Origin of the sequence: Leptolyngbya sp. AN10, from assembly GCF_050565645.1 — a bacterium.
In the GTDB taxonomy this organism is placed as follows: Bacteria; Cyanobacteriota; Cyanobacteriia; order Leptolyngbyales; family Leptolyngbyaceae; genus Leptolyngbya.
The window spans coordinates 13,753-34,960 of record NZ_JBNXVP010000056.1 but is presented as its reverse complement, the minus strand read 5'-3'; the positions used below and the strand labels follow the sequence as shown (position 1 = coordinate 34,960).

The following is a 21,208-nucleotide window of genomic DNA, read 5'->3' as shown; positions in this document are numbered from 1 at the left end:
CCAATGATGCCGTCAAACTTGCGGGTCGGGGTCAACGTTTTCGACTCACTGAAGGGGCTTTTGACTCTTTTACCCTACCGCGTTCTCATGGCTTTGGATAGTCAAAAGTCATAATGAGAATTGCTGCTCAGCTAACCAATATTTTGCCAAAAGTCCTCGATTGCATATAATAGAGGACTGTGACAAATCCTAATCTACAGAATCGGAGATCAACTCATGGCACGTCGATGTCAACTCACGGGCAAGAAAGCCAATAATGCAATGGCAGTGTCTCACTCGCACCGCCGCACCAAGAAACTCCAGGAAGTCAACCTCCAAGTCAAGCGCATTTGGTGGGAAGGTGGCAAACGCTTTGTCAAACTGCGTCTCTCGACCAAAGCGATCAAAACCTTAGAGCACAAGAGCCTTGAAGCTTTTGCGAAAGAAGCAGGCATCGATCTCAGCCGCCTCTAACTTCCGTTCACAATTCAGTAGACAGCGTTTTCACACTGCAAGAATTGATTCTCCGATCGCTTAGGTGGTTCGGCAGGCTGTCTACACTTTATAAAACTGGGGTAAGCCATCTAACAGCTTCACCCCAGTTTTGTTTATCTCAACAAAAATTTCCATCCTTGATCGTGTTCTTCTCCCAGATGGGCAATATACCTGCATTACACCTTCTCCAGATTTTCTCGGTTCCAAACCCTCAAATTCTTGACGAAGCCGTAACTTTCCCAGAAACCCCTGAGATCAGATCGCGTCTTCCGTATCTTACCGAGTCATTTTCTGACTCCTCCCGATCACAAGCGCGTGTCTTCTCGGATGACCCTGCCTTCAATCGTGAAGACAGTAGAAGAAGCAACCCAGCGAAGATAGAGTTTTGATGAACTTCAGAATCTCTATCTTGACCATTCCACGGGCAAAGATCGGACGATATCTAGTAATAGGTTTCGTCGATTTATCATTAGTTGCCCCTGCGAATGCTCCTTTGCGATCGTGAATCCCCTTCCGATCGAATCTCGCACGATCGTCACTTTTGTTTCTGCCAACTCAGCAGCTATGTCAAATCGCAAACTCTCAATCCAGGGCTTCTTCCAAAAACTCGGAAGACTCTACCGCAAGATCAAAAAATCCTTTGTCACCAGGGTTCTTCGCTATGCGCTGTTCTATCAACGTCGCGGCAAACTCTCAACCGCAGGCTTCATCTTGCCGACCACAGTTCTGCTGATTTTGGTCGTAGTGCTGACGGTCGGCGCACTCACCTTCCGAGCGTACAACCGAAACATCCAAGTGATTGGCGAAGCGCAACAGCGAGTAATCTACAACGCTGCCACCCCTGCCATCGATCGCGCTCGCTCTAAACTAGAATTCCTATTCGATCCCACCAAAGATACTCGCTTACCCAGTGGTGTCCCGTCACAAGACATCCTAGAAGCGATGCTGCTCAACAACGGTGCAACTCGGAGTGGTGGAACCTTTGCACAACTGCCTTATAAAGATGCACAGGGCAATCAAACCGATGCCTACACATTTCCAGACGAGAGCCGGGTTGACCTCAACAAAGATGGCAATCCCAGAAATGACAACGCTTGGTATTTCCGCACCGACACAAACGGCAACGGCTCGATCGACAATCAAGATTCCACGGTTGTCTACTCGATCGTGCTCAATACTCCACGTCCAACCGCAGCGAATCGCGCTAACAACACCCCAGCACAGTCGATTGCAACAAGACTGTTGGCTCTCAGTGAGGAAGACAAAGCCAATAATAGATGGGTCAGACAAGCTCCACTGAGTGTGGATGGTGCTTTAGGCTGTGCAACAAACGCCGCTGGTGGCAATTCAGGTCCAGAGGGCTGGTTTGAAGACAAAAATTCAACTGCAATCTTAAGAAAAAACTTCCAGGTCGATGCACTGGTGATTCCTGGTAGTCCAAATGGCACGAAAGCAACTCTGGAATTCACTCAAGACCGCCAGATCGATCGAGGCAACAAATGGGGAGCTTGGTTCCGCCACGATCTAGAAATCTATCCAGGTCGCTCCTTCAACTGGAATGGAGCTATGCACACCGAAGGCAGCTTAATCCTCGGTGACAAAAATGTTAGAGCCTACTTGATTAGCTCCACAAGCTCATGTTTGTATCCGCCCCCTTCCAATTCCGAGATTACGGTCACAAATATCGATCGCGGCACTGCAACGACAAACTTACTCGGTCTGGTCGCAGCGGGAAATGTAAAAAATCAGAATGCAGAGTCAGATAAGCACAGTGCTGTCATCGATCTCCATGGCAGTACTCCTTCGACCGTCAATCTGACTCCAGACAACGACTCCAGTGCTGCCTCCAATCCATTTGCAATCACAATCGACCCAGAAACGATTTTGCTGGAAAACGGTTACACAACTGTTCCACGTATCGGAACCGCAGCAAACAGCGATCGCAACAACCGAGGCGCTAACTTAGATACTGCAAACCGAGAACTGCAAGCATTTGGTAAGAATCAGAGTCGTCCACAGCGAATTGACGTAAATCCTGCACCTGCTCCGTATGTGGATGACTTGTATCGTGCAGATGATTTGTGGGGACCGAAACCTAAGTACAGCGATAAAGAGGGGGGAACTGTTCCTACTGCCGACTTCGGCAAACCGATTCCTTCGAGCAGTACCGAACTAATCAACAATAACGTTCCGCCAGAAGATACCGAGGCTGCGGGTGTCGGCTTAGATGGCTACTGGGAGCGACGTGCACGAGTCAGAGGATTGAGACTACTTGTGGGTCAACGCCTAGAACTCGGCAATCTCTTTACCTGGTATGCTCCAACTAGAAGCAGCGCCACAGATAATTATGTTGGCTACTCTGGCACTGCCGCCTCGTCGCTTGACCAAGACACCTACGAGTATGAAGGCGATCCCCTTTATCCCCCAACAGTCAAACCTTATCCCACCGCTTCGGCAACAGAGCGTCTGTCTCACGTTGATCTCCAGCGCCGAACTCTGAGAGATAACCTCTCTGCGGTTCAGAGTACAGCAGTCTATCATGCGTCTGCGGATGACCAGAAAGATTATCCGATCGCGTGTCTTGCTACGACTTCGCACCCTGGCACACTCTGGACACTACGACAAGCGATTACTTTCCGTCCATTCGAGTTCTCAGGAACAAATAGCGCTGGAACGATCAACTCTACCTCTCTGTTAACTAACTTCTTCACAGGTACGGGTACAAATGGCTGGGAGTTTGAGCCTCCAGCAGGAACCTATTTAGACTTCGAGCGGCAGATAAATGATGCTACCAGCCCATTACGTAAAGCGCTGAAAAATCTCGCCAATTTTGCAGGCGATCATCAAAGTATCAATGGCACACTCAAGAGCGGAGCATTTCCACCCACGCCAAACGATACAGTCATTCACCCTTTCCCAGCCCTTTCAATGTGGGGGAACTATTCCAACCTGAAACGTGCATTGAGTAGTCTTGAACGGTCTGGTGCATCGTTCAGCACCCTGAGTGTTGCAGACAAAACTTATCTTCAAACTGCTGCCTGCACGTTGGGAATGTTGGCTTACAACGTCGATCGCATTCAAAAATTCGATCCCAGTGCGATCAGTGGAACTAATGCTCCAAACGATAAAGACCTGGGAGGTAGCGGAGCAAATAAAAGACGGTTGATGGCAAAACTAGGTCGCGATCTGTGGGCACTGATGGATGGGGTAAATAATCCGGTTGAAACATCTGGAAGAACAGTGAACCCAGAAGTTTTACCGAAAGAGCAACTGAGGACTTACAACTACAGTGCTGCTACAGCAACCCCTGATAGCTCCAGATATCGTCCGGAAGACTATGAAAGAGTTCCTCCTGAAGCTTTCATTGCCGCATTGAGACAGTATTTGTTATCTCAGGCTGGAGGCGGGCTGAAGCCAGATGACCCTAACTTTATTGAGGAGATTCGATTGGCGGAGACGATCATGCTCCACCATCAAATCCGCCGCGATCGTACCTATGGCTTTAAACCATCTCCTAGTTTTGGTCGGTATGCTGTTTTTCCAGCAGGTGTGCTTAACCCTGTGTCTATGGCAACCGCGTGTGATCCCGACCAGTTTGTGTTCACCCCAGGAACACAGGGAGATGCAGTACTCTCAACGAATATGGCGGGTTCTTTTGCTGAGCCTACTATCTCTAGAGCTTCAACTGTCCTTAGCTCCAATAGTTTAACTGCCGTTCCTCTCCCTGCTAACCCTAATGATTATTTCGAGATTTTCCCTAGACCTCAACAGCCTAATGTTAATGGTTTTGGAGTCGCTTTATCCCAATATCGTCTTGCACTTTCACGGCTTTGCGGTACACTCGATGCCTCTGGAAATCAAGTGTTGCCTAAATTCCCTGCTCTCTACTACCTGTTTCCAGAAGTAGATCATGGTTACAGAGGTGCTGCTGCAAGTGTAGACGGCTTTGACCATGAACAGCCTGATAATGAGCCTTACACCGCACGTTACGTTGCTGGCGATCCAAATCAAGATAACTACATTGGATTAATCAATGCTCGGTTTGAACGAATCGACACAACACGAGCAGCAGGACGAGCAGGCTATCCAAGTCCCGTATTCCCTGCTCCATCAGACCCGACCGCTAAGGCTGCTTACGACGAGTTGAGCCGAAGACCGAGTTCCAACGCTGTCTTTCCTGTTGCAGATCTCTCAGTCAGCAGCATTGCGCTCACGCCTCGACCTCTGAACCAATGGAAACTGCCCTATCTCAACGAACCAAAAGCCTACGATATAACAACCGCTGGCAGAGGGTTCAGAACTTCTACTTCTGATTCGGCTGGAAGTGTTCACACCAACGACAAAGCAAATTTCTCGCCCAACTTGATTCTGAAGGACGACCTCACACCGATCGCTGTACCATTTCTCGATCGAGCGTTCTTTGATGGACGACAGCTAATGCTGGTACGCACTCTAGATATTGATCTGGGAATGCTACGCAGCACGAGATTGGGAGCTACAAATGATGTTTGGCTTCCCATGAGTGGAATCGTCTACGCCTTTCGAGAAGATGCTGTTCGAGAAGATGCCATTTCTAGACCTACTTGTGCGGCTTCAGTGACAAATTGCGAGACTAATATCCAAAACCCAGCGAATCCGACTGATCCAAGGGTTAGACCTGCAAACTCGACTGCTACAACGCTCAGTGCTGGGCAGAACGGAATCTCGACAAAAGCGATCGATCCCTATCCTGATCCTGAACGCCGTCTTCATGGTTTCCGCCTCCGCAATGGTGTTCAACTCATGCGAAATCGCAGTTTCCAAGGAACCAGCGGTTTCATCAACGAAGCCGATAACAGCAAAGGACTATCCTTCTTTACTGATCAACCTGTCTACATCCAAGGAAATTTCAACCTTCACCAGGATGGAAATGATGACACGATGGGTACGATTTTGGAGGAATTTAGAACCCCACTTGCAGACAATTACAGCAACTTCTACACTCGTAGTGATACTAACCTTGACTTTGCTAAACCAGAGCGAGATCGCTGGCGACCTTCGGAGATCCTTGCAGACAGTATCACAATCTTGTCTAACGGTTTTTGTGATGGTTCGATCGCGGACACGTTTCTCCAATATCGGGGTACTGAAATCACACAAGGTTTAGGGACAACTGCAACCAGTCGCTATCCAGTTCCTGACGCAGACGTGCTTACTGTCGCAACAGACACAGGCGATCCTAATATTAGAGGCGCTTCTAGTAACCGCAGTTATTATCACAATCCTGCTGAAGGTCTCTTCGATCCAGGCTGTGCTGGAATTCCAAATAGAACAACAAATTACACCTCTTTCCACAATCAGAATCGCCCTGCTAGATCCCTGAACACTAAAACTGCGGGAACTAGAAGTGGATGGGACTGGGTTCGAGAAAATTCTCGATATGATGCAGTTGCAAACCGTCGTCCAGATACTTTAGATACAGCTAATTTCGGGATTGCTACAGGTCACTGGGTAGATATGACGGCTCCTGTAAAGATCTCACGCTCTGGTCATCCCCTAGTTGTTCGTCCTAGAGATACTACAACTGCGGTTGGAGATGCAGCGCGAAGTGAGCCTTTACCACCCATTCCCTACAACATTGCGCTTCGTCAGAGTGCAGCAACTCCCCGCGTCTACTACAACTACGGTACTAACATCACTAATGGTGTTAATGCTTCATTTGGTAACGTGGATCATCGGTTTGAGACTCTTGTGCGGTCTTTAGCAACACGAGTCAACTCAATTATTGTGAGTGGAATTAGTCCATCCCGTCCCCAACAAGGATATGGTGGCTTGCATAACTTCCCACGATTTATTGAGCGGTGGGAAATTGACAACAACAATCCAATCCCTCTAAACTTCCTGGGTTCGTTCATTCAACTGAGTTATACCAACTATGCAACGGCTCCATTTGAACTTGAGGATCTAGAACCTGGGGCAAATTCATCTCCGCGACAGACTGACCCAGCTCAGGAAAACATCATCTACTATGACCCACCTGCTCGCCGATGGGGTTATGATGTCGCTCTGCAATACAGTCCAGCGAGTCCAGCCGCTGCTCGTTTTGTGACGGCAAGTAAGAACCGGAGTGAATACTACGTCGAACCTCCTGCTAACGATCCTTACATCGCGAACCTCTGTGAAGCGGCGAAGACGGCGCTCAGTCTGAATACCAACTGTCCGAGAAGGGGAGGAAGCTAAAATGGTTCTTTACTTGATGAAGCAGATGAAGCAACAGTCACCTTCTTCCAGGCAGAGTACGCTATTGCTCAGGTTAATTCAGAGAATGTCGTGCGATCGAGGTTCAGACCAAGGTTTGACCTTAATCGAAGGATTGCTGGCAATTGTCATCATCTCCATCACAATGGTGAGCATCACTCCGCCGATCTTTTGGGCAGTAGCATCACGGGTGCAAACACAACGTGCAGAGCAAGCTTTGAAACTTGCACAGGGTGAGATTGATCGCGTTCGCACGATCGTCGATCGTGGTGAGACAACGACTTTACTCGCTTCTCTTCCTCCTGAAGTTACTGCGACAACTAACGTTAGAAGCAGTGTCCCTGCGCCAAATACTCCTACGACCCCAGATGGTGTGCTGTCGACACGAAGTTGTAGTGCGACAGCTTCCTTTCCTCCAGCCAACACTAATATCTTTGTAGGAATTGACACGAACGGGGATTGTGTTGCTGACTATCTACTGCAAACATTTCGGAGTCAAGGACTCGACCAGAATGGCAATCCATTTACCCGTGCTGCTAACCAGACGCTTTCAGGGTTTGTGATGGGAGTTCGGGTGTATTCGGCTGTTGCAAGACCTGAATTGGTTGCAAGTCGGGGCGGCACACAACCTGCTGCTTTGCGGGGAACCAGTGGATTAGGCAACCAGCTTAATCGTCCCTTGGCGGTTTTGTATTCCACAATTGTGCGTAGTAATGATGGTCAGAACCTAGACCTCTATCGAAAGCTTTGTCCAGCAACATCTAGTCAGACTGGGGCTTGTTAATGTCTGTACAACTTTATGCAAACGAAAACATGATCAAGTCATTGTTGAAACGGAACTCAAGGCTCCGTCTTTCCTCAAAAGCAAGTGGGTTTACACTTGTAGAACTGCTTGTTGCGTTGATTGTGGGTGGGCTAATTTCGGCTGGACTCCTTTTCATGGTGGTGCAGCTTATTCAGGCGAACTTACGTGAAGCTGCCCGAAGTGATACACAAAGAGATTTACAGGCTGCGATCGACTATATTGCGCGAGATGTTCGTGAGGCAGTCTATGTCTATGATGCGACCTGTCTTCTCGATCGACCGACAGGAGCGAATAGCTCAAGATGTCCTGGGCTAAGAAATTACTTGCCACCATCAATCACCGGAACTAGCGGGGCTGGATTCTCAAATGGCAATACGTTGACAAATCTGCCAGTCCTAGCTTTCTGGCGCATTGATCCACTTCCAGATGCACTGAGGCAGGTTTGCTTTAATAATCGCAATGCCTATACTCAACCCCCCCCACTGCCTGTTGCCATTAGTGGTATCCCATGTCTTTCTGGTCGTATGTATACTCTCGTGGTCTATTCATTAAATCGATCAACGACGGGAGCCGTTAACCGAGGACGGGCTAGAATCATGCGATACGAACTTCCTCAATTTACTGCTGGAAGTATTTCGACTGGGACAACTCCTACTGCACCTACTGTGACTGCTGGATGGGTCGATCCAAAAGGAAGAACGTCAACGGGAAAAGAGACGGGCTTTTTGGCTTGGCCTGTTGACCGAGCTTCTCTAACTGCAACAGCGCTGGAATCATTGCAGGGAGTGAGTAGAAGAGAGGACATAGGGGGAAGTATTGTTAATACTCCCCTGACTGATTTTGTAGATTGGAGAGGAATGTATGATCAGTCCGGTACTGGAGTGACCCAAGGGCGACCCTCGGATTTAGCGGGACTCGTCCTAACTCCAGCAAATGCGAGTTCAGCAACAGACGATCCACCACGAGGATTTTATGTCTATGTTAGAGGAGCAGAGCGAGAGGGCGATCTCAATCAGGAGGTTGTGATTCGGATTCATGGTGATGCAGCGGGCAGACCTGGCATTCCAAACTCACCTGCTGATCGACCTAGAGTGCCGCTTTCCTTGGAAACTCGCGTGCTCACTCGCGGTGTGACGAACAAAACTCAATAATGCCTTACACTCTATCCGAAATTATGAAAAGGCAAAACTCTTTTAATTCACACGCTGTCGCAAGCGGATTTACGTTGATTGAAGTTCTAGTCACCGTAGTGCTGATTGGCATTTTGTTTGCGATCGCGGCTCCAAACTGGGTTGCATTTATCAATCAGCAACGAGTAGGATCGGCTCGGAATCAAGTCGCTCAGGCAATCCGAACGGCTCAATCCGAAGCACAACGCACAAAATCGAGTCGTGCGATCGTCTTTGATAACAACAACAATCAGCCGCGATATGCAATCGTGCCCGCACCAGATAATCCTTCTTCCAGTACTAGAATTGCCATCGCAGACATTCGTAACTGGGAACGTCTGGGAGATGGGAGCATTCAGCCTAATACCATTCGTCTGTCAGTTGATCAAGGCAGTGATCCGAATAGCCCGCCGCTCCTAATTTTTGACTCTTATGGAAGCGTGGTTCTTAGGTCTTTACCGAATCAGTTGCCTTACACAATCACGATCGGAGCAACTTCCAGTTCAAATCCAAGACGCTGTGTTGCGGTCGAAACGATTTTGGGTGCTACTAGAGAGGGTGCAGATAAGACAGCGAGTGAAAATGATGGGTGTCCGCTTAATCGAGTGTAGGCTGATTTGAGTAAGATGGAAATCTGCACCAAACTCCGGAGTGGGAGATTGGTCATATTCCTCGATGATTAGCTTAGGTTCATGAACGACAGTAGATGCAAAATTTGGATGGAGCGAGAGCGATCAAAAGTCATTCGCGCCCTTTTACTCAGATCCCATCAGAGCAAGCCTGAAGGATTCACGCTTTTAGAAGCGATTAGCGCTGTAGTCTTAATGAGTGTTCTGGCTGCGATCGCGGCTCCAACTTGGCAAGCACACCTGAACAGCCAGCGCTTAAATGCAGCAAGAAATGCAGCTGTGAGCGCTCTCAATGATGCCAAAACTCGTGCTAAACAGCAGCATATTAACTATGAAGTAGGTTTTCGCCAACAGGGACAGCAGGCTCAGTGGGCAGTCTATCCGGTTGGTGCAGACCCACTGAAGCAAAACTGGCAGAACCTGAATGAGGGTGTGAAATTGTTGGAATCAGATAGCACGATGGCGAGAAGAGATGGTGTTTATCGGGTTCAGTTTAATAATCGAGGAGGAACCAACGGTCAGCTAGGAAAGGTGACTTTTGGCTCTACGTCAGGTGGTGGGACGAAACGCTGTGCGATTGTGTCCAACCTTCTTGGCACGATTCGAGAAGGGGAAAATAAACCTAACCAGCAAAACAATCCTTGTGAATAATTGGTTTCATCGCTTCGCCGTTTGAGTTTTTTTGCGATCAAGCTTGAAGATCAAAGTTGATAGCGGAGGGAGGCAGAGGTCGATCGAATAGGAATGGTTGTGGTATGCCCATTCGTCGGTCCATTTACCACCGAGATTTCCCATATTACTGCCACCAAAGTCGCGGGCATCGCTGTTGAGCAATTCGGTGTAAAAGCCAGCTTCGGGAACGCCTACACGATAGTGGCTGTGAGGTTGGGGTGTGAAATTACAGACAGCAACGATGAAATTGTCTGAACCTTTGTCGCGGCGGATAAACGAAACAACGCTGTGGCGATTGTCGCTACAGTCGATCCATTCAAAGCCTTCCTCAGTGAAATCTTGAGCGTATAGGGAGGGTTCGGTTTGGTAGAGCGAGTTGAGAACCGTGAGGAATTGTTTTAGTTTTTGGTGAGGTTCGTATTGGAGGAGATGCCAGTCGAGATCGCCCCAGACATTCCATTCGTTCCACTGTCCGAACTCCATACTCATGAAGAGAGTCTTTTTGCCGGGGTGGGCAAACATGTAGCCGTATAAGCAGCGGAGATTGGCGAATTTTTGCCATTCGTCTCCGGGCATTTTGCCGATCATGTTGCTTTTGCCGTGAACCACTTCATCATGGGAGAGTGCCAGCATGAAGTTTTCGCTGTGGTGATACCAGATGCTGAAAGTGAGATTGTTTTGGTGGAATTGGCGGAACCAGGGGTCCATGTGGAAGTAGTCCAACATGTCGTGCATCCAGCCCATGTTCCATTTGAGGTTGAAGCCTAAGCCGCCAACGTAGGTGGGCCAGGAAACCATTGGCCAAGACGTGGATTCTTCAGCGATCGACAACGATCCAGGAAAGTAGCTGAACACAAGATGGTTCATCTGGCGGAGGAAATCGGCTGCTTCGATGTTCTCTCGTCCGCCGTATTGGTTAGTGACCCATTCTCCGTCTTTGCGGCAGTAATCGAGGTAGAGCATGGAAGCGACTGCATCGACGCGGATTCCGTCAATGTGGTATTTGTCGAACCAGAATAAGGCGTTGGCAACGAGGTAGTTGCGGACTTCGTTGCGTCCGTAGTTGAAGACGAGTGTGCCCCATTCTTTGTGTTCGCCTTTGCGGGGATCGGCGTGTTCGTAGAGGTGAGTGCCATCGAAGAAAGCGAGTCCGTGACCGTCTTTGGGGAAGTGTCCGGGAACCCAGTCTACGATCACACCAATGCCGTTGAGGTGGCATTGATCGACGAAGTACATGAAGTCTTGGGGAGTGCCATAGCGAGACGTGCAGGCGTAGTGACCGACGACTTGATAGCCCCAGGAACCGTCGAAGGGATGTTCTGCGATCGGTAACAGTTCAATATGGGTGAAGCCGAGTTCTTTGACGTAGGGAATTAGTTTTTCGGCGAGTTCTCGGTAGGTGAGGAAACGCGCTCCGGGTTTGAGTTCGGAGACGAGGACAGGAGGAGAGGTTTCGCCGTTGGGTAGCTTGGCGGGTTCGGCAGAAGAGGCATGGAGCCAAGAGCCGAGATGGACTTCGTAAACGGAAATGGGTTGAGTTAATTGGTCGGTGTGGCGGCGTTTTTCGAGCCAGTCTTGATCGTTCCAGGTGTAGTCGTTGAGATCGGTGACGATCGAGGCAGTTTTGGGTCGAGCTTCTTGCTGGAAACCGTAGGGGTCGGATTTTTCGTAGATGTGTCCGGCGTGGTTTTTGATTTCGTATTTGTAGTGGGTTCCGATGCCGAGTTCGGGGATGAAGAGTTCCCACACTCCGGTGGGTCGGCGGCGCATTTGGTGTTGTCGTCCGTCCCAGAGATTGAAGTCACCGAGAACTGAGACGTTTCGGGCGTTGGGTGCCCAGACTGCGAAGTAAACGCCGGAGACACCGTTTTGGGTGGTGAGGTGTGCGCCGAGTTTTTCGTAAATTCTGTGATGGTTGCCCTCGGTGAAGAGATGGAGGTCAAAGTCGGTCAGGATGGGGGACTGGAAGGCGTAGGGGTCGTAGATGACGCGATCGTGGTCGCCGCGTTTGATGCGGAGTTGGTAGTTGGCGAGTTCGGGAATGTCGATCGTGCATTCAAAGAAGTGGGGGTGATGCAGCGATCGCATCGGGTACTCGGAACGCGATTCGGGCAGGATGACGGAGACGGCATCGGCTTCAGGCTGATACGCTCGGACGACCCAGACTGTTTTGCCATCTTGCTCGATCGAGTGGGGTCCAAGCACTTCAAACGGGTCATGGTGTTGGTTGCCTACAATCCGCTCAATCTGGTCTGGGGCGATCGTCATCGACATGAAGCTACCTACCTTAAATGGGTTGTGTAATAAATTTAGAGTCGGAACGTTAAATGTAAAAGTTCTGTCATAAACCGTAGCAAATCATTGTAAAAGTCTCAATTCTTTTGTCGATACCGCTTTTGTGCATCATAGACAGAATTGGGACATTTAGCGCAGTTTCAAATAAAAGAACTCCCAATCGCACGATCGTCGATCGGGAGTTCCGTTAAGTTGAGATTAAACAGATCAGGCGCTACCCGTGAACGTAACTTCGGGAAACTTCGCTTGCGCTTCTGCCATTGGACGGCTTTTGCCTTCTTCTTGCCAGTAGTTGATCACTTCGGTGGCTTTGTTGAGCAATTCCACACGATCGACTTCTGAGATCCAATGCTTTTTCTCTAATTCGGTCTTGAGTTGTTCCCAGGCATCGTTGCGGGGCCAAAAGAAATATGAGGTCAGCGGGCTAGTTCCCTTGCCCACAACCTGATCCACTGCCAGCGCAACGTTCTCATCGAGCCACAGTACTTTTAGAATAAACTTCGTCAAATCCTAACCTCCAGCGCAGTCCCAAGCTTGAAATATTACGATCAGCTATTCTACCGCACTGTTTCGGTAGATGATGGAATTTGCTGAAAAGTGGGGAAATGTACCGTGGTAGCTGTGGTGTTTGATATTGATGGGGTCGTGCGCGATGTGGGTGGGTCGTATCGTCGGGCGCTGGCGGATACGGTGGAGCATTTCACGGCAGGGCAGTATCGTCCTTCGTCGCAGGAGATTGATGGGCTGAAGGGTGAAGGGGTTTGGAATAACGATTGGGAAGCGTCGCAGGAGTTGATTTATCGGTATTTTGAGGCGCAAGGAGAAAAGCGCGATCGATTAAATCTGGAATATTCCACGATCGTTCAGTTCTTTCAGTCGCGCTATCGGGGGACTGATCCGATTCATTGGAATGGTTATATTTGCCAAGAACCGTTGCTGTTGGATAAAGCTTATCTGGATGGATTGACCGCAGCGGGGATTCGGTGGGGGTTCTTTAGCGGGGCGACTCAGGGATCGGCTCGGTATGTGTTGGAGAAACGGATCGGGTTAGAGGCTCCGGTGTTGATTGCGATGGAAGATGCGCCGGGAAAGCCTGATCCGAGGGGGTTGTTTCTGACGTTGGAACGGTTGGGAGCGGCGGAACCAGCGGTGATTTATGTCGGGGATACGGTGGCGGATATGTATACGATCGTGCAAGCGAGGGAGATTCAGCCAGAGCGATCGTGGATTGGGGTGGGAGTGTTGCCGCCACACGTTCAGGAGACTGAGACGCGGAAAGTGGCTTATCGGGAAACGTTGGAAGAAGCGGGAGCATCGATCGTGCTTGATAACGTGCAAGCGTTAACGCCAGAGATTGTGACGCAACTTACGAAAACAGAGAATTAATTGCAAAAAACGCGCTTGATCTAACTTAGATGAGGCTTGTCGTTAGATCCGTTAGGCTGTTCGTGACGACAAGCGCGATTTTTACGCAAAAATCCTCCCGTTCGTGACGACAAGCGCGATTTTTACACGAAAAACTGCCCGCTCGTTACGACAGGGTTCAATTCATAAGCTTAATTAAAGCCGACGTGACGACAAGCGCGATTTTTTGCTGATTTGCTTATCTTTCGACAAGAAAACATCATTAGGGAGATACGTATGCCTGCGCCCTACACAGGAGGATGTCAATGTGGACAGATTCGATATGAGCTTCGAGCAGAACCGTTAACGCTGTATGTCTGTCACTGCAAAGAGTGTCAGAAACAGTCGTCTAGTGCGTTTGGAATGTCGATGAGAGTTCTGCGTGAGGCAGTGGTGATTCTACAAGGGCAGCCGAAAGACTGGACTCGTGGGGCGGAGAGTGGGCGAAGTGTGAGGTGTTTCTTTTGTGGGGATTGTGGGACACGGTTGTTTCATCAGCGCGATCGCAATCCTGATGTGATGAATATCAAACCAGGAACGCTTGATGATACCTCTTGGCTCAATCCTGTTGGGTATCTTTGGACTCGGAGTAAGCAGCCGTGGGTTAAGCTCGATGAGAATTTGCTTCAGTATGAGGGACAGCCGATCGATTATGAAGTGCTGCTTGAGCGATATCAGAATCAGTGATTGTGGGAGAGACGATCGCATAAAAACAAAACCCGCAAGATGAGATCTCACGGGTGGAATAGCGATCGTATTTCGATTCAGAATTTAGGATTTCAGGCTGAGGAATTTCTCTAGAGCGCTGGTTATCGTGGGGGGCCAACGGCGGACATCTTTCACCCAGTTGAGATCCTTGTACCGTTTATCCAATCCGACCGCCGAAACCCATTGGCTTTCGGCTTCTCCTTGTTTGCCTTGAACCCAAAGGGCTGCGGTTAGCGCGGCTCTCATATCCGCGAATCGGGGATATTTGCGAACGAGGTTTCTCATCGTGCGGATGGCTTCCTCGGTCTGTCCGAGTTGGTATTGGGCTAGGGCATAGTTTGCACGAGCGAAGGCGTAATCGGGGGCAGAATCAGCAGCTTTGAGGAAGTCTTTTGCGGCAAGTTCCCATTGTCCGAGTCCAGCTTCGGCATTACCGCGATTATTGTAGGCGGCGGGATCGGTGGGATCAAGTTCGAGAACTTTGTTGTAGTCCGCGATCGCTTCTTCCCATTTGCCGAGTCCTTCGAGTGCCGTGCCGCGATTGAGATAGGGATCGGGCGCGGTGGGATCGAGTTCGATCGCTTTATTGAAATCTTCGATCGCGCTTTCGAGTTTGTTTTGGCTGACCTTGGCGTTGCCGCGATTGCTCCAGAGTGCGGGATTGTCGGGCATCAGGTTGATCAGTTCTGTCCAAGACGTTTCGGCACTCACAAAGTCCCCTTTGTTCGTCGAATCAAAGGCTTGCTGCCGTAGATCTGCTAACTGCTCGAAAACGGTTTTGACCGACGTTGTTTCCGAGTCAGCCCACACTGGAACAGCGGCAACACTGAGCGCGATCGTAAGAATCAGCAGGAGTTTGAACAGAGTGCGAACCATGAAACCTCTCTAGAACTTCTAAGACAGCAGTGCCATTTGGCTATCAGGTGGGGTGTAGCCCAGATGTTTCCAAGCGGCTGCCGTGGCGATGCGACCACGGGGAGTACGGCTAAGATACCCGATTTGCATTAAATAGGGTTCGTAAACTTCCTCGATCGTTTGGGCATCTTCTCCGGTGGAAGCGGCAAGGGTTTCGAGTCCGACGGGTCCGCCGTTGTGTCGTTCGATCATGAAGCTTAAGAGACGGCGATCAGTCCAATCCAAGCCGCAAGGATCGACGTTGAACAGTTCGAGCGCTTCGGCAGCGATTGTTCGATCGATATCTCGAATGGTTTTCACTTCGGCGTAGTCGCGGACTCGTTTCAGCAGCCGATTCGCGATCCGAGGGGTTCCACGGGAGCGGCGTGCCACTTCTTCGGCTCCATCCGTAGTAATTCTCATTTTGAGCAATGAAGCGGTGCGGATGACGATGTTTGAGAGTTCGTCGATCTCATAAAAGCGGAGGCGTTGGATTAATCCGAAGCGATCGCGTAACGGAGAAGTGAGAGCACCTACTCGCGTTGTTGCCCCAACTAAAGTGAACGGCGGCAATTTCATCGATTGAATCTTTGCACTCTTGCCTTTTCCGAGCGGGATATCAACGCGAAAATCTTCCATCGCAGGGTAAAGCAGTTCTTCCGCCACTTTCGCCAGTCGATGGATTTCATCGATAAAGAGAAAATCTCCAGGCTGAAGACTAATCAGCAAGCCCATAATGTCGCGAGGACGTTCCAAGGCAGGAGCGCTGGCAATTTTGCACTTCACGCCCATTTCTTGCGCCAGGATTAGCGACATCGTGGTTTTGCCGAGTCCGGGAGGTCCATACAGCAGTAGATGATCGAGCGGTTCCTTACGGGACTTTGCAGCGCGAATGGCAATATCAAGGACATCTTTGAGATCCTTCTGTCCGACATATTCCATCAGCGATTGAGGGCGGATTTTCTCCTCTAACTTGCTGCGTTCTTCAGGCTCCGGTTCGGCTTGGAGAACCGGAGACTTTTTGCATGGCGCGGATTCGCCAGCGGGGACATCTTGCACCATTAGCGACAACTCGCCAGAGGATGCGTGAGATTTATCCCGATCGTTGGGCTGTTTTTTAGATGAAATGATCGCCATAATTTACGAGAACAGTCATCCCTAGAGGTCTCTATGGAGATTCCGTCTACCTTTTCCGTCTCGGATTCGATTTCGTTTGAAGGCGCGATCGAGTTAACTCAATCGCTACTTGCCGAAGTCGAACGACATCACGTATCGGAACCTGAACTTGAACGAATCATAACCGCATTAGTACAAAGTGAGAATGGCGCAAGAGGATTTTTCGTCAGTTATTTAACCGACGATCGCGATTTTATCGATCAAATGCAGCCGACAGTAGTACAAGCCCTGCTCAACTCTGAGGGCACAGTCGGGGACTTGTTGACCAAAAATCTCGTGATGTCAACGGCGATGATTTTGACTCATACGCGCAATCAAAACCCAGACATGGCGGCAAGTTCAGCCCGAACTAGACAGCGAACGGCGGCGATCATTCGACAGATGAGATCGCTTAAAGTGGACGAACATTTGATGCGGATGAAAAGCACGATCGAGCAAGGTGGCGGGGATTATCAAAAGTTTCTCGATCGCTGGAAATATGACGCGGAACAGAAAGCGGCGATGTTAGACGCGATCGGATATGCGCTCTTAAACTGATATCCTGACGAAGACTAATTTGGCGTGTATTTGGGTGAGAAGAGTTGTGCTGAAGCCTGTGAAAGTGACGGCGCGGAAATTAGGAAGAGCGTTGGATTTACTGCCTGTGCCGCAGCATTGGCGAGTCAAACTCGATTTGCTGAAAACTCTGGTGCAGCGCGATTTAGAAGCGAAGTACAAAGGGTCGGTTTTAGGCAATGCGTGGTCAATTCTGAATCAGCTTGCACAGCTAATAGTATATACGTACTTATTTTCGATCGTGCTTCAGGTCAAACTGAATCTTCCTGGATTACCCGCGAATAATTTCACGTTCGGATTGTGGATGTTTGCCGGGTTAATTCCCTGGACTGCGTTCACGGCTGGATTTAGTGGGGCAGCGGCTTCTGTAATTACCCAGCCGAATTTGATTAAGAAAGTCGTCTTTCCGGTCGCACTCCTGCCGCTGGTTCCGATTTGTACGGCATTCGTGGAGAGCACATTTGGCATTGTGCTGCTGATTGCCTTTGTCGCGTTTAGTACGCAAACCATTCACGCAACATTGTGGTTGTTCCCACTGATTTGGTTGCCTCAATTGTTGCTTACAGCGGGATTAGGGTATCTGGTTGCGGGATTGACCGTGTTTTTGCGGGACATTCCTCAGACGATCGCAGTTCTGCTAAATCTCTGGTTTTATGTCACTCCGATCGTGTATCCTGCCTCGTTAATCCCGGAGCAATGGCGATTTTTGGTGTTTTGGCTGAATCCGATGACCACGATCGTAGAAACCTATCGCGATCTGGCGCTCGTTGGAACAGTGCAGCACTGGCAAGAATTGGGCGTGTTGTACGGAATTTCGGTGATCGTGTTTGCGATCGGATTTGTGGTGTATCGGAAACTACGTCCTGCCTTTGCGGATGTCGTGTGAACTAAGGGCGCTAAGATCATGGAGTGAGTTGGGAGGAGTTCTATGGGCGAGGTCGCGATTTCCCTGAAAAATGTCTCAAAGTGTTTTAAACGATATGCGCGTCCCGTCGATCGGCTCAAAGAAATTCTGTTACCTGGAAAAAGTCGAGCCGAACCGTTTTGGGCGATTCAAAATATTGATTTAGACATTTTTCGTGGAGAAACGATCGGCATTGTTGGACAAAATGGAGCCGGAAAAAGCACTCTTCTGCAAGTGATTACTCAAACGCTCACTCCAACGAACGGAAGTGTCATTGTAAATGGTCGAATCTCCGCATTACTGGAGCTAGGAAGCGGATTTAATCCAGAGTTTACCGGGCAACAAAACGTATTCTTTAACGGTCGAATCTTAGGATTGAGTCAAGAAGAAATCGAACAGAAATACGACAGAATCGTTGAGTTCGCTGATATTGGAGACTTCATCGATCAGCCTGTTAAAACGTATTCCAGTGGGATGTTTGTTCGACTAGCGTTTGCAGTTGCAGTCAACACTGATCCGGATATTTTGATTGTGGATGAAGCGCTTGCGGTGGGTGACGTTTACTTTCAACAAAAGTGTTTTACTCGGTTACGAGAAATGAAAGAATCAGGCGTGACTCTGTTGTTTGTTTCTCATGATTCGAGCGCCGTTTGCAAATTGTGCGATCGCGCTGTTTTGATGGATCACGGCAAACTCATTTTGGATTCCACCCCTCGTCGCGTTGTGGATTTGTACGAAGCGAAATTGCTGCAAAAGAAAGATCATGAACCCGATCGCGTTTCGATTACGATGAGCGATGAAAAATCGGTGGCAATTACTTCTACCACGGTGAAAGCCGAATATGTGCGACTGTTGGATCAGAATGGTTCTATTCTTCACACGGCATTTAGTGATTCCGAGATCAAATTAGCGATCGGACTTTTATTTTTAGAAACAGCAAACGATCCACACATCGGATTTAAAATTCGCAATCGTACCGGAGAAGTGGTGTTTGAATCGAACACACTTTGTATGGATCAAACGATTGGAAAAATTGACGCAGGAACCGCGATCGAAGCAAGATTTTCATTTAAAGTGCCATTGCCGCCTGGAGACTATACGATCACGCTCGGAGTTGCGGATGGTGGCATCGGTAAATACGAATTTCAACGACTACTCCTGATGCTACAGGACACCATGACCTTAAAAGTATTGCCAAATCCCGATACAATTCTTTGGGCTGGAATGGTGAATCTATCCCCACAGTTTGAACTTCATACTTTACATACAACGTTGTAGGAAACACCTTTTGATACGATGTTGAACAAACGATCGGTGAAATGGGGCAGAAACTTTCTATCCTGTTCAACCATCCTCTAAACTGAGCCAGATAAACCACTGAGTTAAGACAGAATGCCACTTCCTTCTTCGCTGCTTGAGCAGGTCAAACCTTATACCCTTTGCACCCCCGATCGACTCGAAAATCTTGCTGCCCTCTGTGAGTATCTCAACGAAAACGACATCCGGGGCGATTTTGTCGAATGCGGGACGTATAAAGGTGGCTCAGCGGCAATTTTATCAAAAGGGTTGGGGGAATCGCGGCATCTTTGGCTCTATGACAGCTTTGAAGGCTTACCCCCGACGACCGAGAAAGATGGCGAGGATGCGAAGTGGTGGATTGGGGAATGCGTGGGCACGATTCCGGATCTCAAAGCGGTGATGCAGGCAGTGGGAACAAGTGAGAAGGCTTACACGATCGTTCCTGGCTGGTTCGAGACATCGCTTCAGCAAACACTTCCTGAACAAGTGGCACTCTTACACTGTGATGCGGATTGGTACGATTCTGTCCTGCTTGTTTTGGAGACGTTTTATCCACGAATTGCGCCCGGTGGCTGTGTGATTTTGGATGATTTTGGCTATTGGGAAGGTTGCCGGGAAGCGTTTTATGATTTTTGCCAGCGACACGGTGAAAAGCCTGTGTTGGAAAGAGTTGGACCCGATCAAGCTTTTTGGTTCAAAGGTCGATCGCACAATCGCACTGCCATTTCTCAAGTTCATCACGTCAAAGAAAAGCAGATTGAACAGTTACAAACTGAATTAACTGAAGCTGAAACTAAAATTGAGCAGCTACTTCATCAATACGAGTCAACTGCACATGAATTAGAGTTTGTGAAAGCGAGTCGATTTTGGCAATTGAGAGAGCGCTGGTGGGCGCTCAAACATCAGGTCGGAGGCAAATAAAATGCTCAGTATGATGACTGAAGAGGAGCAGAATTATCTCTATCAGTTTGCTAAAGACCACTATGTGGGCGAAGGCGCGATCGTTGATCTTGGCTGTTGGTTGGGTGCTTCTACGATCGCCCTGGCAAAAGGATTACAAAAGAGCGATCGTACCGATTTAAGAAACAGCAAAATTCACTCATTTGATCTATTCAAGTGGGATGTAAGTATGAATATGTTTCTCAACGATACATCGCTCCAGTTTGCATCAGATGAGAGCTTTTTAGAGGAATATTTGAAGCAGATTGAACCGTGGAAAGATCAGGTTCAAGTATATGAGGGAGACTTGCGAGATTTTCCCTGGCAAGGTGGCGCGATCGAGTTTCTATTTATCGACGCGATGAAATCCTGGGAACTGACCACAAGTATTATTCGACAGTATTTTGGTTCGCTGATTCCAGGACGCTCGATCGTTTATCACCAGGATTACTCATTCTTTGGCGCATTCTGGATTCATCTCAGTATGTATCGGCTGAGAGACTATTTTGAACCGATTTATGATGTGCCAAAGGCTTGGGGATACGTATTTCGTCTAAAGACATCAATTCCTGATTACTTGCTATCAGCGACTTATGCCCTTGAAGAGTATTCCCTAACCGAAATTGAGCAAGCTTTTGAAGATGCGTATCGGCTTGTTTCATTAGAGAAAAAGTCTCAAATTGTGGGCGCAAAAATTCTGGTGTTGATGACATTGAATGAGACAGAACGAGCGCGATTAGAGTTGAAAAAAGCGATCGCGAATCAATTATCTATTGCAGATTTGCAAGTCCCATTAGGGTTGAGTTTCCCCTTCTTAATCATGCAACATTGTATGCACCGCATTATTACGAGCGAAACACAGTTGCATCAGAACTATCAATATTTTCAAACAGAATTAGCTCAAGCAAGTCAGGAGATTCAAGCACTAAACGCGAAAATCTCAGCGATGGAAAGTAGCAAGTTTTGGCAACTCCGAAAACAGTGGTTCAAACTCAAGCGAAAAATGAGCTTAAACTGAAAAATTGTTCCTGAACAGTAGAACTATTTA

The 21,208-nt window shown here is 48.7% G+C and carries 17 protein-coding genes; 13 read left to right on the top strand and 4 right to left on the bottom strand.

The window, feature by feature from the left end; translation table 11 throughout:
- Nucleotides 1-216: 216 nt before the first annotated feature.
- From rpmB to ACQ4M5_RS37800, 6 genes are all read left to right on the top strand, one after another.
- On the top strand, nucleotides 217-453 hold the full coding sequence (gene rpmB / locus ACQ4M5_RS37825) for a 50S ribosomal protein L28 (RefSeq protein WP_068385068.1): 237 nt from the start codon (nucleotides 217-219) through the stop codon (nucleotides 451-453).
- Between the two features lie 585 nt (nucleotides 454-1,038).
- Nucleotides 1,039-6,693, top strand: a complete 5,655-nt coding sequence (gene hpsA, locus ACQ4M5_RS37820) for a hormogonium polysaccharide biosynthesis protein HpsA (protein WP_430680954.1) — start codon at nucleotides 1,039-1,041, stop codon at nucleotides 6,691-6,693.
- 1 nt (nucleotide 6,694) lies between these two features.
- Complete coding sequence (locus tag ACQ4M5_RS37815; RefSeq protein ID WP_430680953.1) at nucleotides 6,695-7,495, top strand: type II secretion system protein; 801 nt, start codon at nucleotides 6,695-6,697, stop codon at nucleotides 7,493-7,495.
- Nucleotides 7,495-8,667 (top strand): prepilin-type N-terminal cleavage/methylation domain-containing protein, encoded by a 1,173-nt coding sequence (locus tag ACQ4M5_RS37810; protein ID WP_430680952.1) that lies wholly within the window; start codon nucleotides 7,495-7,497, stop codon nucleotides 8,665-8,667. The genes ACQ4M5_RS37815 and ACQ4M5_RS37810 overlap by 1 nt, the downstream gene beginning before the upstream one ends.
- A 23-nt stretch (nucleotides 8,668-8,690) precedes the next feature.
- Complete coding sequence (locus tag ACQ4M5_RS37805) at nucleotides 8,691-9,296, top strand: pilus assembly FimT family protein (RefSeq protein WP_430680951.1); 606 nt, start codon at nucleotides 8,691-8,693, stop codon at nucleotides 9,294-9,296.
- 81 nt (nucleotides 9,297-9,377) lie between these two features.
- Nucleotides 9,378-9,965: a pilus assembly FimT family protein gene (locus ACQ4M5_RS37800; RefSeq protein WP_430680950.1), complete on the top strand. Its 588-nt coding sequence runs from the start codon at nucleotides 9,378-9,380 to the stop codon at nucleotides 9,963-9,965.
- Nucleotides 9,966-9,971: 6 nt separating this feature from the next.
- Here ACQ4M5_RS37800 and glgB read toward each other — a convergent pair whose 3' ends face one another.
- Both glgB and ACQ4M5_RS37790 read right to left on the bottom strand, forming a co-directional pair.
- Entirely contained in the window at nucleotides 9,972-12,260 is a 2,289-nt protein-coding gene (gene glgB / locus ACQ4M5_RS37795) for a 1,4-alpha-glucan branching enzyme (RefSeq protein WP_430680949.1), read from the bottom strand.
- Nucleotides 12,261-12,488: 228 nt separating this feature from the next.
- Complete coding sequence (locus tag ACQ4M5_RS37790) at nucleotides 12,489-12,788, bottom strand: 30S ribosomal protein PSRP-3 (RefSeq protein WP_430680948.1); 300 nt, start codon at nucleotides 12,786-12,788, stop codon at nucleotides 12,489-12,491.
- A 105-nt stretch (nucleotides 12,789-12,893) separates the two neighbouring features.
- Here ACQ4M5_RS37790 and ACQ4M5_RS37785 point away from each other — a divergent pair, with 105 nt between their 5' ends.
- Entirely contained in the window at nucleotides 12,894-13,667 is a 774-nt protein-coding gene (locus ACQ4M5_RS37785; RefSeq protein ID WP_430680947.1) for a TIGR01548 family HAD-type hydrolase, read from the top strand.
- A gap of 255 nt (nucleotides 13,668-13,922) precedes the next feature.
- Nucleotides 13,923-14,372 carry a GFA family protein gene (locus ACQ4M5_RS37780; protein WP_430680946.1) on the top strand — a complete coding sequence of 150 codons (450 nt, stop codon included), beginning with the start codon at nucleotides 13,923-13,925 and terminating at the stop codon, nucleotides 14,370-14,372.
- 84 nt (nucleotides 14,373-14,456) lie between these two features.
- Here ACQ4M5_RS37780 and ACQ4M5_RS37775 read toward each other — a convergent pair whose 3' ends face one another.
- Both ACQ4M5_RS37775 and ruvB read right to left on the bottom strand, forming a co-directional pair.
- Nucleotides 14,457-15,269 (bottom strand): tetratricopeptide repeat protein, encoded by an 813-nt coding sequence (locus tag ACQ4M5_RS37775; protein ID WP_430680945.1) that lies wholly within the window; start codon nucleotides 15,267-15,269, stop codon nucleotides 14,457-14,459.
- Between the two features lie 18 nt (nucleotides 15,270-15,287).
- Nucleotides 15,288-16,424 carry a Holliday junction branch migration DNA helicase RuvB gene (gene ruvB / locus ACQ4M5_RS37770; protein WP_430680944.1) on the bottom strand — a complete coding sequence of 379 codons (1,137 nt, stop codon included), beginning with the start codon at nucleotides 16,422-16,424 and terminating at the stop codon, nucleotides 15,288-15,290.
- A 33-nt stretch (nucleotides 16,425-16,457) separates the two neighbouring features.
- Here ruvB and ACQ4M5_RS37765 point away from each other — a divergent pair, with 33 nt between their 5' ends.
- The 5 genes from ACQ4M5_RS37765 to ACQ4M5_RS37745 all read left to right on the top strand — a co-directional run bounded on the left by ACQ4M5_RS37765 (nucleotide 16,458) and on the right by ACQ4M5_RS37745 (nucleotide 21,178).
- Nucleotides 16,458-17,000 carry a hypothetical protein gene (locus ACQ4M5_RS37765; protein WP_430680943.1) on the top strand — a complete coding sequence of 181 codons (543 nt, stop codon included), beginning with the start codon at nucleotides 16,458-16,460 and terminating at the stop codon, nucleotides 16,998-17,000.
- A gap of 46 nt (nucleotides 17,001-17,046) precedes the next feature.
- Nucleotides 17,047-17,904, top strand: coding sequence for an ABC transporter permease (locus ACQ4M5_RS37760; protein ID WP_430680942.1), 858 nt, complete (start codon nucleotides 17,047-17,049; stop codon nucleotides 17,902-17,904).
- 42 nt (nucleotides 17,905-17,946) lie between these two features.
- Nucleotides 17,947-19,200, top strand: a complete 1,254-nt coding sequence (locus tag ACQ4M5_RS37755; RefSeq protein WP_430680941.1) for an ABC transporter ATP-binding protein — start codon at nucleotides 17,947-17,949, stop codon at nucleotides 19,198-19,200.
- Nucleotides 19,201-19,314: 114 nt separating this feature from the next.
- Nucleotides 19,315-20,142 (top strand): TylF/MycF/NovP-related O-methyltransferase, encoded by an 828-nt coding sequence (locus ACQ4M5_RS37750; protein WP_430680940.1) that lies wholly within the window; start codon nucleotides 19,315-19,317, stop codon nucleotides 20,140-20,142.
- 1 nt (nucleotide 20,143) lies between these two features.
- Complete coding sequence (locus ACQ4M5_RS37745; RefSeq protein ID WP_430680939.1) at nucleotides 20,144-21,178, top strand: hypothetical protein; 1,035 nt, start codon at nucleotides 20,144-20,146, stop codon at nucleotides 21,176-21,178.
- Nucleotides 21,179-21,208: the final 30 nt, after the last annotated feature.

Bases quoted from the DNA above. Each gene is read 5' to 3' on its own strand.
- rpmB (WP_068385068.1), top strand. From the start codon at position 217: ATGGCACGTCGATGTCAACTCACGGGCAAGAAAGCCAATAATGCAATG.
- hpsA (WP_430680954.1), top strand. From the start codon at position 1,039: ATGTCAAATCGCAAACTCTCAATCCAGGGCTTCTTCCAAAAACTCGGA.
- ACQ4M5_RS37815 (WP_430680953.1), top strand. From the start codon at position 6,695: ATGGTTCTTTACTTGATGAAGCAGATGAAGCAACAGTCACCTTCTTCC.
- ACQ4M5_RS37810 (WP_430680952.1), top strand. From the start codon at position 7,495: ATGTCTGTACAACTTTATGCAAACGAAAACATGATCAAGTCATTGTTG.
- ACQ4M5_RS37805 (WP_430680951.1), top strand. From the start codon at position 8,691: ATGAAAAGGCAAAACTCTTTTAATTCACACGCTGTCGCAAGCGGATTT.
- ACQ4M5_RS37800 (WP_430680950.1), top strand. From the start codon at position 9,378: ATGAACGACAGTAGATGCAAAATTTGGATGGAGCGAGAGCGATCAAAA.
- glgB (WP_430680949.1), bottom strand. From the start codon at position 12,260: ATGTCGATGACGATCGCCCCAGACCAGATTGAGCGGATTGTAGGCAAC.
- ACQ4M5_RS37780 (WP_430680946.1), top strand. From the start codon at position 13,923: ATGCCTGCGCCCTACACAGGAGGATGTCAATGTGGACAGATTCGATAT.
- ACQ4M5_RS37775 (WP_430680945.1), bottom strand. From the start codon at position 15,269: ATGGTTCGCACTCTGTTCAAACTCCTGCTGATTCTTACGATCGCGCTC.
- ruvB (WP_430680944.1), bottom strand. From the start codon at position 16,424: ATGGCGATCATTTCATCTAAAAAACAGCCCAACGATCGGGATAAATCT.
- ACQ4M5_RS37765 (WP_430680943.1), top strand. From the start codon at position 16,458: ATGGAGATTCCGTCTACCTTTTCCGTCTCGGATTCGATTTCGTTTGAA.
- ACQ4M5_RS37755 (WP_430680941.1), top strand. From the start codon at position 17,947: ATGGGCGAGGTCGCGATTTCCCTGAAAAATGTCTCAAAGTGTTTTAAA.
- ACQ4M5_RS37750 (WP_430680940.1), top strand. From the start codon at position 19,315: ATGCCACTTCCTTCTTCGCTGCTTGAGCAGGTCAAACCTTATACCCTT.
- ACQ4M5_RS37745 (WP_430680939.1), top strand. From the start codon at position 20,144: ATGCTCAGTATGATGACTGAAGAGGAGCAGAATTATCTCTATCAGTTT.